Source organism: Pseudomonas sp. 21615526 (assembly GCF_013386245.1).
In the GTDB taxonomy this organism is placed as follows: domain Bacteria; phylum Pseudomonadota; class Gammaproteobacteria; order Pseudomonadales; family Pseudomonadaceae; genus Aquipseudomonas.
Genome location: NZ_JACAOM010000010.1, coordinates 75,633 through 89,948 on the forward strand (window position 1 = coordinate 75,633; position 14,316 = coordinate 89,948).

Here is a 14,316-nt window from a genome sequence, read left to right on the forward strand (position 1 = left end):
GCCTGACGGAGGCGGACAGCCTGTTTAGCTGTTACGCCCGTGGCGACTATGCAAGACACATTACGTATCACCGAAGTTTTTTACTCGTTGCAGGGTGAAACGCGCACTGCCGGGCTGCCCACTGTATTTGTGCGCCTCACCGGTTGCCCGCTGCGTTGCCAGTACTGCGACAGCGCCTACGCCTTCAGCGGCGGCACCGTGCGCACCCTTGAAGACATCCTTGAGCAGGTGGCCGGTTACCGGCCGCGTTATGTCTGCGTCACGGGTGGCGAGCCCCTGGCACAGCCCAATGCCATTCCCTTGCTCAAGCAGTTGTGCAATGCCGGTTACGAGGTGTCCCTGGAAACCAGCGGCGCCCTCGATATCTCTGCAGTCGACCCTCGGGTCAGCCGAGTCGTCGACCTCAAGACCCCAGGCTCCAAGGAAGTGCATCGCAACCGCTACGAGAACATCGAGCTGCTGACGGCCAACGACCAGGTCAAGTTCGTCATCTGTTCCCGTGAAGACTACGACTGGGCGACCTCCAAGCTGATCCAGTATGGCCTGGACCGCCGCGCCGGCGAAGTGCTGTTTTCCCCCAGCCATCATGACCTGAATGCTCGCGACCTGGCCGACTGGGTCGTTGCAGACAACCTTCCGGTGCGTCTGCAACTGCAGCTGCACAAGTACCTGTGGAACGATGAGCCGGGGCGCTGAGATGACTGATCAAAAACGTGCGGTGATCCTGCTGTCCGGCGGCCTCGACTCCGCGACCGTGGTCGCCATGGCCCGTGCAGAAGGCTACAGCTGCTACACCATGAGCTTCGACTACGGCCAGCGTCACCGTGCCGAACTGAACGCTGCCGCCCGTGTCGCCCGAGACCTGGGCGCGGTTGAGCACAAGGTGATCGGTCTGAATCTCGACGGCATGGGTGGCTCGGCGCTGACCGACAGCTCCATAGACGTGCCGCAAGGCCCCAGCGAAGGCATTCCGGTGACCTACGTGCCGGCACGCAACACGGTCTTCCTGTCCCTGGCCCTCGGCTGGGCCGAGGTGCTCAATGCCCGCGACATCTTCATCGGCGTCAACGCCCTGGACTACGCCGGGTACCCGGACTGCCGTCCCGAGTACATCGAGTCGTTCGAGCGCATGGCCAACCTGGCGACCAAGGCCGGTGTAGAAGGGCAGGGCTTTCGCATCCTGGCGCCGCTGCAGAACCGCAGCAAGGCCGATATCGTGAAGGCAGGCGTAGGACTTGGCGTCGATTACTCGCTGACTGTTTCCTGCTATCAGGCAGACACTGATGGTCGCGCTTGTGGGAAATGCGACAGCTGCAGACTGCGTGCAGAGGGCTTCCAAGCGGCCGGAATTACTGACCCAACGCGTTATTTCTGATTTATTTTAAATAAGGTGTTGAATAATCCTTAGAAATCAGTATTATACGCGCCACCACACAGCGGGTCGTTAGCTCAGTTGGTAGAGCAGTTGGCTTTTAACCAATTGGTCGTAGGTTCGAATCCCACACGACCCACCATTTTTGGCGGTTTAGAAAATCCGGAAGGCCCACGCAAGTGAGGATTTCCGGGTTTTTTTTTGCCCAGTAAAAAGCCGATCACTCTCGCGACAGAGAGTGATCGGCTTTTTTGTTAAAGCTAGCCAAACCGCCCGGTGATGTAGTCCTCGGTCTGTTTCATCTTCGGCTTGGTGAAGATCTCATCCGTATTGCCATGCTCAATCAGTTCGCCCATGAACATGAACGCCGTGCTGTCCGACACCCGGGCGGCCTGCTGCATGTTGTGGGTCACGATGATCACCGTGTATTGCTCCTTCAGCTCGGTGATCAACTGCTCGATGCGCCCGGTGGAAATCGGGTCGAGCGCCGAGGTCGGTTCATCCAGCAGCAATACCTGTGGGCGCAGCGCAATGGTGCGGGCGATGCACAGGCGTTGCTGTTGTCCGCCGGAAAGACTCTGGGCGCTTTGTTTGAGTTTGTCCTTCACCTCATCCCACAGCGCGCCGCCGCGCAAGGCTTGCTCGACTCGATCATCCATTTCCCGGCGCGACAGCTTTTCGTGGTGACGCACGGCATAGGCGATGTTGTCGTAGATCGACATCGGGAACGGTACCGGCTTCTGGAAGACCATTCCGACGTGGCTGCGCAGGCGGTTCATCGAATAGCCGGGGGCGAGGATGTTTTCGCCATTGAGCAGCACTTCACCGCGGGCTTCCTGCTTCGGGTACATCGAGTAGATACGGTTGAACACCCGCAGCAAGGTCGACTTGCCGCAGCCCGATGGGCCGATGATCGCGGTGATGCGTTTTTCCGGAATGTCGATGTCGATGGATTTCAGCGAACGTTGGTTGTTGTAGAAAAACTCCAACCCACGGACACGGATTTTGGTTTTTTCAGGATCAAGGCGGGTCGATTGCATCAGTGGGACCTATTGCGCAAAAGAATCAGGCGAGACAGCAAGCTCAGCACCAGCACGAACATCGTCAGTACCAAGGCGCCTGCCCATGCGAGGGAGTGCCAGTCATCGAAGGGGCTCATGGCGTACTGGAAAATAACCACCGGCACGCTGGCAATCGGCTTGAGCAGGTTGCTGCTCCAGAACTGGTTGCCGAAGGCGGTGAACAGCAGCGGTGCGGTTTCCCCGGTAATCCGCGCCAGCGCCAGCAGGATGCCGGTCACCACGCCGGCCTTGGCCGCTCTCAACACGATCTGCAACGTCAGTTTCCACTGGGGTACGCCCAGGGCCAGGGCCGCCTCGCGCATGGTGGAAGGTTGCAGTTGGAGCATCTCGTCGGTCGTGCGCACCACCACAGGAATCACCAGCAAGGCCAGCGCCAGGGCACCGGCAATGGCGGAGAAACCTACCTGGTGATTGGTCAGCAGGTTCAGCGGCAGGATCACCCCGGTGTAGATGAACAGGCCCAGCACGATCGACGGCGCGGACAGCAGGATGTCGTTGATGAAACGCACCGTGGTACCCAGGCGCGAGTGCCGTGCGAATTCCGCCAGCCAGATACCGGCCATCAGTCCGATGGGCGTGCCAATCAGCAGCGCAATCCCGGACATCAGGGCGCTGCCATAAAACGCGTTGGCCAGGCCGCCGTCTGTTCCGGGTGGCGGCGTCATCTCGGTAAACAGGCGCAGGTTGAGCGCCTGAAAGCCGTTGATGATGGTGGTCAGCAGAATCCACGCCAGCCACAGCAGGCCAAAGACTGTCGCGCCACAACTGAGCAGCATGGCCACCCGGTTCTTCAAGGCACGCTTGCGGTACAGGCGTTCGTTGCTGCTCATAGGCCCTCCTTGCGGGACAGGCGCATGAGCATCAGCCGCGCCAGTGCCAGCACCACGAATGTCACGATAAACAGCAGGAAGCCCAGGGCGATCAGCGCCGAACGATGCAGGTCGGTGTACGCCTCGCTGAACTCGTTGGCGATGACGGACGCGATGGAACTGCTGGGCATCAGCAACGAGGCGGAGAACTGTTGCGCGTTGCCCAGCACGAAGGTCACGGCCATGGTTTCACCCAGGGCGCGGCCGAGGCCGAGAAAGATCCCGCCGACCACGGCCGAACGGGTGTAGGGCAGGACGATGTCCCACACCACTTCCCAGGTAGTACTGCCCAGTGCGTAGGCCGACTCCTTCAATTGAGTCGGCACACTGCGGAACACCTCATGCATCACCGACGTGATGAACGGCGTGATCATGATCGCCAGCACGATGCCGGCGGTCAGCATCCCGATGCCCAGCGGCGGCCCCTGGAACAGCGAGCCAATAAACGGAAGCGCACCCAGGTAGTCATTGATCCAGGGTGACAAGTGTTCAGCCATAAAGGGCCCGAAAACAAACAGGCCCCACATGCCATAGATAATCGAGGGAATGCCCGCGAGCAATTCAACGGCGGAGGCGACCGGCATTCTGAGCCAGGGCGGCGCCACTTCGGTGAGGAAAATCGCGATGCCGAAACTCACCGGCACCGCAATCAGCAACGCCAGCAACGAGGTGACCAAGGTGCCGTAGATCGGTACCAGGGCGCCAAAGTGGTTGTTGACCGCATCCCACTCGGTGCTGGTGATGAAACCGAAACCGAAGGTCTTGAAGGCCAGGCCACCGCCCCACAGGGTGGAGGCGGCGATGCTTGCCAAGAGCAGCAGCACCAGCATCGCGGCCCCGAACATCGAGCGTTTGAACCACAGATCGTGGCGCTGATCGCGAGCGGCGCGGCTATCACCCGACACGTCGCTTGCGTGAGTAGTCATAACCAGGGATTGCACGGTGTCGTTCATATCAGAAGTGCTCACCCGCCTCCATCAAGCATGCACATGCTTGAGGAAGGGGGCTATAGAGGCGGATCAGTGGGCGAAGTCAGACTTCCAGTAACCTTCGATCCGGGTCACGAGGGAATCGGGCAACGCTACGTAGTCCAATGCCGCAGCCTGCTGCTGACCTTTCTCCAACGACCATTTGAAGAAGTTGAAAGCGGCCTGGCTTTGCTCGGCGTTTTTTGCCTGCTTGTACATGATGATCCAGGTGGTCGCCGTGATCGGCCACGCGTTCTCGCCCGGTGCGTTGGTCATGATCAGGTTGAAGTCATGGGCGTTGGCCCAATCGGCAGTATCAGCCGCTGCCTGGAAGGCCTTGGCGTTGGGCTCGACGAATTTGCCGGACGCGTTCTTCAGTGAGGCGTAGGTCATCTTGTTTTGCAGGGCGTAGGCGTATTCAACAAAGCCGATGGAGTTCTTGATCTGCTTCACGTAGGCCGAAACACCTTCGTTACCCTTGCCGCCCACACCGACCGGCCACGGCACGGTGGTGCCGAAACCGATTTTGGTTTTCCAGCCATCACTGACCTTGGAGAGGTAGTTGGTGAAGTTGTACGAGGTGCCCGAGCCGTCCGAGCGGTGGACCACGGTGATATTCGCGCCCGGCAGTTTCAAGCCGGGGTTGAGGGCGGCAATCGCCGGGTCGTTCCAGGCCTTGATGTCACCGAGGAAGATCTTCGCCAGCACATCACCATCGAGTTTCAGCTGGCCAGCTGCAACGCCCTCGACGTTCATCACCGGCACGATGCCGCCAATCACGCTTGGGAATTGGCCGAGGCCGCCGGCCTTCAGTTCATCCGCCGACAGCGGCGCGTCGGACGCACCGAAGTCCACGGTAGCCGCCTTGATCTGGGCGATACCACCACCGGAGCCGATGGACTGGTAGTTGATCCGGTCACTGGAGCTTTTGCTGTATTCCTGGGACCACTTGGACAGCACCGGGTAGACGAAACTGGAGCCTGCGCCCGTGACGTCAGTGGCGTGAGCGACACCACTCAGGCACAGGGCAGTGAACAACACTGACAGACTCTTTTTGGTCAGCAACATCACGACGACACCTCAAAGGAAGGGGGCAGGTGGAGGACTCCACCTGCCTGGGACGTGACGATTTAATTCCTGAAATGTGTCTGTTTAATGACGGTTTGGCTTTATGAAGAAACATTTAGAAATATCTGTGGGCGACCCCGGAAGGGATGCTCCGAGGTCGCTGCACTGATCAACCCTGGCTGCGCACCAGGATCGACTCATCGATCTGGGCGATCGACGTGACTCCGGTCAACGTCATGGCCACGCGCATTTCCTTGGCGAAGATATCCAGCAGGTTCTCCACGCCACGCTGCCCGTCGGCGGCCAGTGCGTAAGCCTGTGCACGGCCCAGCAGAACGCCCTTGGCGCCCAGCGCGAGCATGCGCACCACGTCCAGCCCCGAGCGTACGCCGGAGTCCACCAGCACCGTCAGATCGCTGCCCACGGCTTGTACGATAGGCGCCAGTGCCTTGGCTGTGGACAGCACGCCATCCAGCTGGCGCCCGCCGTGGTTGGAGACGACGATGCCGTCGGCACCAAAGCTCACCGCGTCCTTGGCATCCTGTGGGTCGAGGATGCCTTTGATGATCATCGGGCCTTTCCAGAATTCGCGGATCCACTCCAGGTCTTTCCAACTGATGGAAGGGTCGAAGTTGTTGGCCAGCCAGCCGATGTAGTCCTTCAGTTGGGTGGGCTTGCCCAGGTACTTGGAGATGTTGCCCAGGTCGTGGGGGCGACCCAGCAGGCCCACATCGAAGGCCCAGGCCGGTTTGGTCATGGCCTGCAGGATTTGGCGTTGCGGCCCGTAGGCACCGGACATACCCGAATGGGCGTCGCGATAACGCGCGCCGGGGGTGGGCATGTCGACCGTGAACACGAGGTTTTTCACCCCGGCGGCCTGGGCGCGCTCCAGGGCGTTTTTCATGAAGCCGCGGTCTTTCAGCACATACAGCTGAAACCAGATCGATTGCGGGCTCTGGGACGCCACTTCCTCGATCGGGCACACGGAAACGGTCGACAGGCAAAACGGAATGCCCTTGTTCGCTGCCGCCTTCGCCGCCTGGACTTCACCACGCCGGGCAAACATGCCGGTCAGGCCCACCGGGCTGAGGACCACCGGCATCGCCAATGGCTGGTCGAACAACGTGGTTTCAAGGCTCAGGCTTTCGACGTTGCGCAGGATGCGCTGGCGCAGGCTGATATCCGACAGGTCGGAGCTGTTGGCCCTGAGGGTGTGTTCGGCGTAGGCGCCGCCGTCGATGTAGTCGAACAGGAAACGCGGCAGTTTGCGGCGGGCGGCTTCGCGGTAATCCGATGCAGACGAAATGATCATGAACAGTGATGCCCCGAGTGAAGAAAACGGTGGGGTGAGGATAGACAAAGGCCTTTCATGGTAAAAACAACTTTTCCAACTTGAATCAAGTCGCAAACGGAATACTCATGAACCTTCGTACGTTGCTGGCCTTTGTCGAAGTAGTTCGCCAGGGCAGCTTCTCACAAGCAGCCGAGGTGGTATCGCTCACCCAGTCTACCGTCAGCAAGGCGGTCAAGACTCTGGAAGATGAATTGGGCACGCCGCTGTTCAATCGCATCGGCCACAAGAGCGAGCTCACGGCCGCCGGCGAAATTGCCTACCGCCGAGCGCTGGTGTTGCTGGCGGAGCGCAGTGACCTGGTGGCCGAGATCAACGACTTGCTGGGGCTCAAGCGCGGTGTATTGCGCATCGGCTTGCCGCCGGTGGGCAGTGGGGTACTGTTTGCGGCGATGTTTGCCTTGTATCGACAGCGTTATCCGGAAATCGAGATCGAGCTGATCGAGCATGGCAGCAAGAAGTTGGGCGAATGCCTGGAGGCCGGGGAGGTGGACCTGGCCGCGTTGCTGGTACCGGTGGCGGGAGAATTTGAATATCAGGATGTGCGCGTCGAGCCACTGATGGTGGTGATGCCGATCGACCATCCTTTGGCCGGGCGTAAAAGCGTCGATTTTTCCGACCTGGCTGACTCGCCCTTTATTCTGTTCGAGGCCGGGTTTGCGCTTAACCGGATCATTCTCACAGCCTGCGAGCGCAGAGGCGTAGTCCCGCGTATCACCGCCCGCAGTGCCCAGATCGACTTTATCGTCGACCTGGTTGCCGCAGGCCTGGGTGTCGCGTTTCTACCGAGCATGCTGGCTTACAAACACCTGCACGCCGGCATCGCCCTGATCCAGCTGGACGAGCCCCAGACTGATTGGCACATCGCCCTGGCTTGGCGGCGACAGGCGCACTTGCCACCGGCGGCGCGGGCCTGGCTGGATCTGGCCCTGGAGATGGGGAATGTTCCGGACACGACCCGGCCTGCGGTCTAGCCTTGTGCGACCAGGGGCAGGCGGCTCTTGACGACTTTTTGCAGCAGCAGGGCCAGCACCTCGGTGGAATACGGCTTTTGCAGCAAGACAAAACGGCTGGCTTCTTCCTGGGCGATACGCGCGTATTCGTCGTTGTAGCCGGTGGTGAGCACCACTGGCAGCCATGGGTACAAGGCTTCGATTGCGTCCAGCAACTCCAGGCCACTCATGCCGGGCATGGAGATATCGGAGAACACCACCTGGAAGCTTTCTGGGTTGGGGGCCAGGGCTTCCAGCGCGCTGTTCGCATCCGGCACCCACAGCACGTGAAAGCCCATCTGTTCCAGGGTTTGCGAGGTGTACAGGCCCACATCGGCGTTGTCCTCGACCATCAGCACGCACAAGCCTGAGATGATGGGCGAAGCGCTGGTGTCTTGAGGTACCGGCATGGCACTTGGCTCGACCTTGGGCAGGTACAGCGTAAATTGGCTACCCCTGCCGCACTCGCTCTGTACCAGGATTTCCCCGCCTGATTGCTTGGCGAAGCCGTACACCTGGGACAAGCCCAGGCCGGTGCCCTGGCCGATACCCTTGGTGGTGTAGAAGGGCTCAAAGATCGCGTCGAGTTTTTCCGGCGGGATACCCGAGCCGGTGTCCGCCAGTTCGATGGTCACGTAATCGGCGACACGTACCGGGTGAGCGCGAACCGAGGGTAGCCAGCTTGCCGTCGAAACGGTGATGGTCAAATGCCCGTTGCCGGCCATGGCATCCCTGGCGTTCACCACCATGTTGACCAGCGCGGTATCGAACTGGCTTTCGTCGGCGTTGATAAAGCAGGCGTCGTCAGGCACCTGGATGCTTACCTTGACCCGTGAACCGGTCAGGCTGTCCATCATCTCGCCCACCCGCTTTACACTTTCGCCGACGTTGAACATCTCGGGTCGCAAAGCCTGGCGGCGGGCGAATGTGAGCAACTGGGCCGTCAGGCGGGCCGCGCGATCGACCGTGCTGGCGATGGCTTCCACGTATTTCACGCGGCGTGCTTCGCTCAGGGCAGGTGGCTTGAGCAAGTCGGCACAGGACTTGATCACCGTCAGCAGGTTATTGAAATCATGTGCGACACCGCCAGTGAGTTGGCCGATGGCTTCCAGTTTCTGTGACTGACGCAGGGCGTCTTCCGACAGTCGCAGGGCTTCCTTGGCTTCTTCCTCAGCCTGGATATCACGGCCCACGGCGTGGATGTAGTCGCTGTCGGGCACGGCCGTCCAGGCGATCATGCGGTAGCTGCCGTCCTGGTGGCGGTAACGGTTCTTGAAATTGGGGAAGTTCTTGCCATCGCCCAAACGGCTGACCGCAGAGGATGAGACGGCCAGGTCGTCGGGGTGAACCAGGGCCAGCAACTGGCTGCCCACCAGGTCGTTTTCGGCGTGGCCGAGCATGCGTGTCCAGGCCGGGTTCACGGCGGAGATCACACCGTCGAGTTGTGCCACCAGCATCAGGTCCGGCGACAGGCGCCAGATACGGTCGCGATCGCGAGTGCGTTCGACCACCCGCTGTTCCAGGGACTCGTTGAGTTTGCGCAGGGACTCTTCGGCTTCGCGCAGGGGCGTGATGTCCCGGGATACGCAGAGGATTTTCTCCGGCAGGCCGTCACTGCCCATGATCGGGCTGACGTTCACGTGCCACCATTTAAGGTTGCCGGCCAGGGTGTGGGCAGCGCCGACAAAGCTGGCATTGCGACCGGCCTTGGCGGCTTCAACGGCAGCCTTGGCATCGAGATTGCCCTGGTCGTGCCAGAAGTCGGGCCAGGGGCAGCCGCGGATCGCATTGAAGTCGCTGACTTCCATGATCTGCTTGCCGCCTTCGCTCATGAAGGTCAGGCGGGCGTCGAGGTCCAGCACCTTGATGCAATCGTTGATGCTGGCAAGCACGCGTTCGGTGAAGGCTTCGCTGTGGTTGAGGCCCGCGGCGGACAAATCACTCTCGCCAGATTCAGGTGGGCTGTTTGTCTCAGGCCCCGTCCCGATAGTGCTATTCATTTGAGTGCTGCCACGCGTGTTAAATGGCCGTCATCATGTCATTGCGACACTTATATCACCAGCGCCTTCACGCATATTCGATGGCAGGCAATCCGGCATGCTCCAAGCGTGACGGCGAGATTAAAACCCGTCAGTCATATTCAGGTTCCGGGGTCTGAATAAGTGCTGGAAAAACCGTCGAAGTCTTTGAAAAAAATAGGATTGTCGGACAATTTTGCGCATGAAAAACTCTTCATAATTTGCCCGCTCGAAGATTGGTAGCTTCCTCTCGCTGCCCAATAATTCGAGTTCTAATAATGAATAAAAAACTCTTCAAGAGCGCTTTGGCGCTGTCGATTTCCCTTGCCTCCACTTCCTTGTTTGCCGGTGGTTTTGCCCTCAACGAACAAAGCATCAGTTCAATGGGGACCGGTTACGCCGGGCGTTCCTCCTCCGCGGATGACGCCAGCACGGTGTTTGGCAACCCGGCGGGCATGTCTCGCCTCAAGCAGAATGAAGTGAGCATCGGGGCGACCTACCTGGATGCCAAGTCGAACATCAAGGATGCCAGCTCCAGCCAAGGTGGCGTGGACAACCCCGGCACCAACAAAGGCGATATGGTCCCCGGCATCGCCGTACCGATGGGCTACCTGGTGACGCCGATTGATGAACACTGGGCGTTTGGCCTGGGAATCTACGCGCCGTTCGGCCTCGTGACCGACTATGAACACAGCTTCCAGGGCAATGGCTTTGGCAACAAAAGCAAGGTTCAAGTCATCACGGTGCAGCCAACCGTCAGCTATGCCTTCAACGACAAGGTTTCGGTGGGCTTCGGTCCGACCTTCAACCGTATCAGTGGCGAACTGGACTCCAAGGTCCCGGCATTTGGCCTCGGCACGGAAAACGTGAAGGTCAAGGGCGACGACACCGCCACCGGTTTCAACGCCGGTATCCTGGTGCAGCCGATTGAAAGCACGCGCATTGGTGTGACCTACCACTCGCAGGTTGTGTATCACCTGTCGGGCAAAACCAACGCCTCGGGGGTGCTCACCGACCTGGTGGATGGCGGCCCGCAGCGGTATGACGCCAAGCTGGATGTCACCACGCCGTCGTCCGTGGACTTCTCGGTCACCCATAAACTCAACGATGACTGGACCCTGTACGTCGGCAGCACCTACACCCGCTGGAGCCAGTTGAAGAAGATTACGATCAACAACAGTGGCGTCTCTGACCTCGCCACCGAACTGGCCGGCCTGAACTCCATCACCGAAGAACAGCACTGGCATGACACCTGGTCTCACGCCATCGGCCTGTCGTACCAGTTGAACAAGCAACTGGTGCTGCGTACCGGCTTTTCGGTGGACCAGACGCCCACCAACAACACCGACCGGTCCGTACGTATTCCTACGGGCGATCGCACGGTGTTCAGCTTGGGCGCCGGCTGGACGCCAGTGGATAACCTGACCTTCGACGTCGCTTATTCCTACCTGAAAGAAGAGCCGATCAAGGTCCGCGACAATAATCCGCAACTGGCGCTGACCTACGACGCCAAGTATGAAAACAGCGCCAACGGTTTCGGCGGTTCGGTGACTTACCGCTTCTGATGCACCGGAAGAGGGCAAAGAGTCAGTTTTCTGACATGGCTCTTTGCTAGCAATTGTATCGGTCGCGCTACCAAACCTTCCCTGTCTTGGTTAAATTGGCTGCAATCCAGCTCAAGACAGGGATCGTCATGACTACGCTTTCGCCGATCAGCTCCGCCATCGCCCTTACCAATCGACCCGCCGTTACCCCGCCAGCTACGCAGGCGCCAGAAACGGACGCCGCTGCCGTGCGACCTTCCTCGGTGGTCAGCTTTGGCAATGTCACGGTGGACGTTCAAGCCGAGACGTATTCCCGCAACGGCCAATTGCCCGGCCATGGGCCGATCAATGCCTGGGAAAGTGACAGCGACGATGCGGTCACCAAAGCGATCAGCACGAATTTCCCTGCACTGCCCAGAGGCACAGGCTTCAGCGGCCTGGGCGCCACCCTGATTGAGCAATTTGCGAAGAGCGGTACCGACATTTCCCAGTCGGCGCTGAGCACCAGCGCTTCCAGGACCCAAAGCCCCGCCGAACTCAAGGTTCAACAGGCGCTGCTGCACAGCAGGGCCGACAACCTGGTCAGCCTGACCGTCAAGACGGCCAGCGGCAAGACCGTCACCTTCAGCCTGGCCAGCCAGTTGGGAGGCTTGGCCGCGCAGGCGAAGGTGGACGGTGGCGTCCTCAGCGCCGCCGAACTCAAGGAAGTCGCCAAGTTGGGCGAAGCCTTCCAGGACGCGATCGACGGCCTGGCCGCCCAGCCGCCGAAACTCGAGCTGAGCAAGCTGACGCAGTTTGATTCCAGCGTATTGGCTTCGGTGGACCTCAGCGGCAAATTGAAAGTGAGCAATACTGACGACCTCACGCTTGCATTCCATGCGGACAGCCAGGGCCGCACCACGCGCATGAGTAGCCCGGCGGGGGAAGTGAATCTCTCGGTCGACCTGAAGAACGCCGGCATCCTCGGCAACGCCAAGCAACAGGCAATCGCGCTGAAAAGCTACCTGGCCCAGTTCGACAAGGCCCAGGCGCGGGGCAAGGCCAATGCTGACCTGATGGCGATGTTCAAGGATGCGTTTACCGCCATGAACAGCAACTACCCGCAGAGCGCCAAAGCGCCTGCGCCGCTGACCCGCAGCGCGGCAGATCAAGGCCTGCTGACGGGCCTGGCGGATTTCAAGGCCTCCATCAGCCAGGCGGCCAGCTCCCCCAACCCGGCGCGCCCAGGGGAAACCGATACGTTTGCCTATGGGATTTCCCAGAAAACGCGCATCGGCGGCAATAACCTCTCCAATCGCACGATCGATCAGGTCCAGCGATCAAGCCTCAAGGCCAGTTTCCATCAGGGCCTGGATGGCGGGAAGCCGCCGGCTTTCGATACCAGGCGCGAGTCGCAGAACTACCTCTATGTGCAGGTCGACGACAAGGCCAGCAGTGCGGCGAACATCACCTACAAGGATGGCTTCCTGACCAACGCCTCCGTGGACCAAAGCGCCAGCCAGAACACCCGCACCCAGCGATACGAGATGGCTCGACTGGTTAAAGACAGCGTGGTACCGAACGAGGCCACCGGCCATCGCGACTACCTGGTACTGCTGGAATATGCGGCGCGGGAAGGCAAGAGTGCCAAGGGCGCCGATGAAACCATCCTGAAGGATGCCCTGGCGAACATGCATCAGGGGGCGTTGCTGCAAGACGATCCGTCCGCTTTGCCCGGTTAAACCGGTCGTTGTAAAAAAGGGAAACCCCTGGCCGGGTTTCCCTTTTTCATGCCTGGCCGAATCCCAGATTAGGCTTTTGAAACCATTCGATATTCTGTAGCCTTGCGCAGCTTCACCGTGCTTGATGAACACAATCACTTCGTCCGGCGGCGCCCGAAAGGCTCCAGAGCCGGTGGTACACTCGACTTTCGCGCAACTGCGCCTGCAGGTCTTGCGAACATGACGCAAATTTCCGAACGCCTTCTGGTCCAAGCCCACCTCGACGCCAAGCAGCCCAAAGTGCTGAGCGCCGAAGAAGAGGCGGGCTACCGCGCCGCCATCGCCGCCGAGCTCAAGGCTCAGGACGCGGTGCTGGTGGCACACTTCTACTGCGACCCGGTGATTCAGGCCCTGGCCGAAGAAACCGGTGGCTGTGTCTCCGACTCCCTGGAAATGGCCCGCTTCGGCGCGGCGCACCCGGCCAAGACCGTATTGGTGGCGGGCGTGCGATTCATGGGGGAGACGGCCAAGATCCTCACGCCTGAAAAACGCATCCTGATGCCGACACTGGAAGCCACGTGCTCTCTGGACCTTGGCTGCCCGGTGGATGAGTTCTCGGCATTCTGTGATCAGCACCCTGAGCGCACGGTGGTGGTCTATGCCAACACGTCGGCGGCGGTGAAAGCCCGTGCTGATTGGGTGGTGACTTCCAGTTGTGCGCTGGAGATTGTCGAAAGCCTGATGGATAACGGCGAGACGATTATCTGGGGGCCGGACAAGCACCTGGGCACCTATATCCAGCGTCAGACGGGTGCAGACATGTTGCTGTGGGATGGTGCGTGCATCGTGCACGAGGAGTTCAAGTCCAAGCAGTTGGAGGACATGAAGGCGTTGTACCCGGACGCGGCGATTCTGGTGCACCCGGAGTCGCCGACGTCGGTGATCGAGTTGGCGGATGCGGTGGGGTCTACCAGCCAGTTGATTGCGGCGGCGCAGCGGTTGCCGAACAAGACGTTTATCGTGGCCACCGACCGCGGCATTTTCTACAAGATGCAGCAGCTGTGCCCGGATAAGGTGTTTGTCGAGGCGCCGACGGCGGGGAATGGGGCGGCGTGTCGCAGTTGTGCGCATTGCCCGTGGATGGCGATGAATACCCTGGAGCGCACGCTGCAGTGCTTGCGTGAGGGGAGTAATGAGATTTTTGTTGAGCCTTCGGTGATTCCGCAGGCGGTTAGACCGCTGAAGCGGATGTTGGATTTTACTCAGGCGGCTCGGTTGAGGTTGGCGGGGAATGCTTGATCTTGTTTGAGTACATATCCGTTATTTAGGTAACGGCCGCTTATGGTTCCGCT

12 protein-coding genes and 1 tRNA gene are annotated in these 14,316 nt (G+C 60.0%); 7 read left to right on the top strand and 6 right to left on the bottom strand.

Annotation, left to right across the window (positions count from 1 at the left end):
• The first annotated feature begins 48 nt into the window (after window positions 1–48).
• The 3 genes from queE (at window position 49) to HX786_RS04545 (ending at window position 1,514) form a co-directional block, all read left to right on the top strand.
• Window positions 49–696 carry a 7-carboxy-7-deazaguanine synthase QueE gene (queE, locus tag HX786_RS04535; RefSeq protein WP_178911769.1) on the top strand — a complete coding sequence of 216 codons (648 nt, stop codon included), beginning with the start codon at window positions 49–51 and terminating at the stop codon, window positions 694–696.
• Between the two features lies 1 nt (window position 697).
• Window positions 698–1,375 carry a 7-cyano-7-deazaguanine synthase QueC gene (queC, locus tag HX786_RS04540; protein WP_043225928.1) on the top strand — a complete coding sequence of 226 codons (678 nt, stop codon included), beginning with the start codon at window positions 698–700 and terminating at the stop codon, window positions 1,373–1,375.
• Window positions 1,376–1,438: 63 nt separating this feature from the next.
• Window positions 1,439–1,514, top strand: a tRNA-Lys gene (locus HX786_RS04545).
• 118 nt (window positions 1,515–1,632) lie between these two features.
• On the opposite strand, the gene pstB is transcribed toward HX786_RS04545, so the two are convergent.
• The 5 genes from pstB to lldD all read right to left on the bottom strand — a co-directional run bounded on the left by pstB (window position 1,633) and on the right by lldD (window position 6,671).
• Window positions 1,633–2,412 (bottom strand): phosphate ABC transporter ATP-binding protein PstB, encoded by a 780-nt coding sequence (gene pstB, locus HX786_RS04550; protein ID WP_003209835.1) that lies wholly within the window; start codon window positions 2,410–2,412, stop codon window positions 1,633–1,635.
• Entirely contained in the window at window positions 2,412–3,284 is an 873-nt protein-coding gene (gene pstA, locus HX786_RS04555; protein WP_003209837.1) for a phosphate ABC transporter permease PstA, read from the bottom strand. Before pstA ends, pstB begins: the two co-directional genes overlap by 1 nt.
• Window positions 3,281–4,276 (bottom strand): phosphate ABC transporter permease subunit PstC, encoded by a 996-nt coding sequence (gene pstC / locus HX786_RS04560; protein WP_087692899.1) that lies wholly within the window; start codon window positions 4,274–4,276, stop codon window positions 3,281–3,283. The genes pstA and pstC overlap by 4 nt, the downstream gene beginning before the upstream one ends.
• A gap of 66 nt (window positions 4,277–4,342) precedes the next feature.
• On the bottom strand, window positions 4,343–5,359 hold the full coding sequence (gene pstS, locus HX786_RS04565; RefSeq protein ID WP_003209841.1) for a phosphate ABC transporter substrate-binding protein PstS: 1,017 nt from the start codon (window positions 5,357–5,359) through the stop codon (window positions 4,343–4,345).
• Between the two features lie 169 nt (window positions 5,360–5,528).
• Window positions 5,529–6,671, bottom strand: a complete 1,143-nt coding sequence (lldD, locus tag HX786_RS04570) for an FMN-dependent L-lactate dehydrogenase LldD (RefSeq protein ID WP_003209842.1) — start codon at window positions 6,669–6,671, stop codon at window positions 5,529–5,531.
• A gap of 107 nt (window positions 6,672–6,778) precedes the next feature.
• Here lldD and HX786_RS04575 point away from each other — a divergent pair, with 107 nt between their 5' ends.
• Window positions 6,779–7,684: a LysR family transcriptional regulator gene (locus HX786_RS04575; protein ID WP_003209844.1), complete on the top strand. Its 906-nt coding sequence runs from the start codon at window positions 6,779–6,781 to the stop codon at window positions 7,682–7,684.
• On the opposite strand, the gene HX786_RS04580 is transcribed toward HX786_RS04575, so the two are convergent.
• A complete protein-coding gene (locus HX786_RS04580) occupies window positions 7,681–9,639 on the bottom strand; it encodes a PAS domain-containing sensor histidine kinase (protein WP_178911770.1) in 1,959 nt (652 codons plus the stop codon). The genes HX786_RS04575 and HX786_RS04580 overlap by 4 nt on opposite strands.
• A gap of 359 nt (window positions 9,640–9,998) precedes the next feature.
• Between HX786_RS04580 and HX786_RS04585 the strand changes: the two genes are divergently transcribed.
• From HX786_RS04585 to nadA, 3 genes are all read left to right on the top strand, one after another.
• Window positions 9,999–11,285 carry an OmpP1/FadL family transporter gene (locus tag HX786_RS04585; protein WP_003209847.1) on the top strand — a complete coding sequence of 429 codons (1,287 nt, stop codon included), beginning with the start codon at window positions 9,999–10,001 and terminating at the stop codon, window positions 11,283–11,285.
• 128 nt (window positions 11,286–11,413) lie between these two features.
• Entirely contained in the window at window positions 11,414–12,985 is a 1,572-nt protein-coding gene (locus HX786_RS04590; protein WP_218647707.1) for a lactate dehydrogenase, read from the top strand.
• 219 nt (window positions 12,986–13,204) lie between these two features.
• Entirely contained in the window at window positions 13,205–14,263 is a 1,059-nt protein-coding gene (gene nadA, locus HX786_RS04595) for a quinolinate synthase NadA (RefSeq protein ID WP_003209852.1), read from the top strand.
• The last annotated feature ends 53 nt before the right edge of the window (window positions 14,264–14,316 follow it).

Coding starts and splice junctions, on each gene's coding strand:
- queE (WP_178911769.1), top strand. CDS start 49: ATGCAAGACACATTACGTATCACCGAAGTTTTTTACTCGTTGCAGGGT.
- queC (WP_043225928.1), top strand. CDS start 698: ATGACTGATCAAAAACGTGCGGTGATCCTGCTGTCCGGCGGCCTCGAC.
- pstB (WP_003209835.1), bottom strand. CDS start 2,412: ATGCAATCGACCCGCCTTGATCCTGAAAAAACCAAAATCCGTGTCCGT.
- pstA (WP_003209837.1), bottom strand. CDS start 3,284: ATGAGCAGCAACGAACGCCTGTACCGCAAGCGTGCCTTGAAGAACCGG.
- pstC (WP_087692899.1), bottom strand. CDS start 4,276: ATGAACGACACCGTGCAATCCCTGGTTATGACTACTCACGCAAGCGAC.
- pstS (WP_003209841.1), bottom strand. CDS start 5,359: ATGTTGCTGACCAAAAAGAGTCTGTCAGTGTTGTTCACTGCCCTGTGC.
- lldD (WP_003209842.1), bottom strand. CDS start 6,671: ATGATCATTTCGTCTGCATCGGATTACCGCGAAGCCGCCCGCCGCAAA.
- HX786_RS04575 (WP_003209844.1), top strand. CDS start 6,779: ATGAACCTTCGTACGTTGCTGGCCTTTGTCGAAGTAGTTCGCCAGGGC.
- HX786_RS04585 (WP_003209847.1), top strand. CDS start 9,999: ATGAATAAAAAACTCTTCAAGAGCGCTTTGGCGCTGTCGATTTCCCTT.
- HX786_RS04590 (WP_218647707.1), top strand. CDS start 11,414: ATGACTACGCTTTCGCCGATCAGCTCCGCCATCGCCCTTACCAATCGA.
- nadA (WP_003209852.1), top strand. CDS start 13,205: ATGACGCAAATTTCCGAACGCCTTCTGGTCCAAGCCCACCTCGACGCC.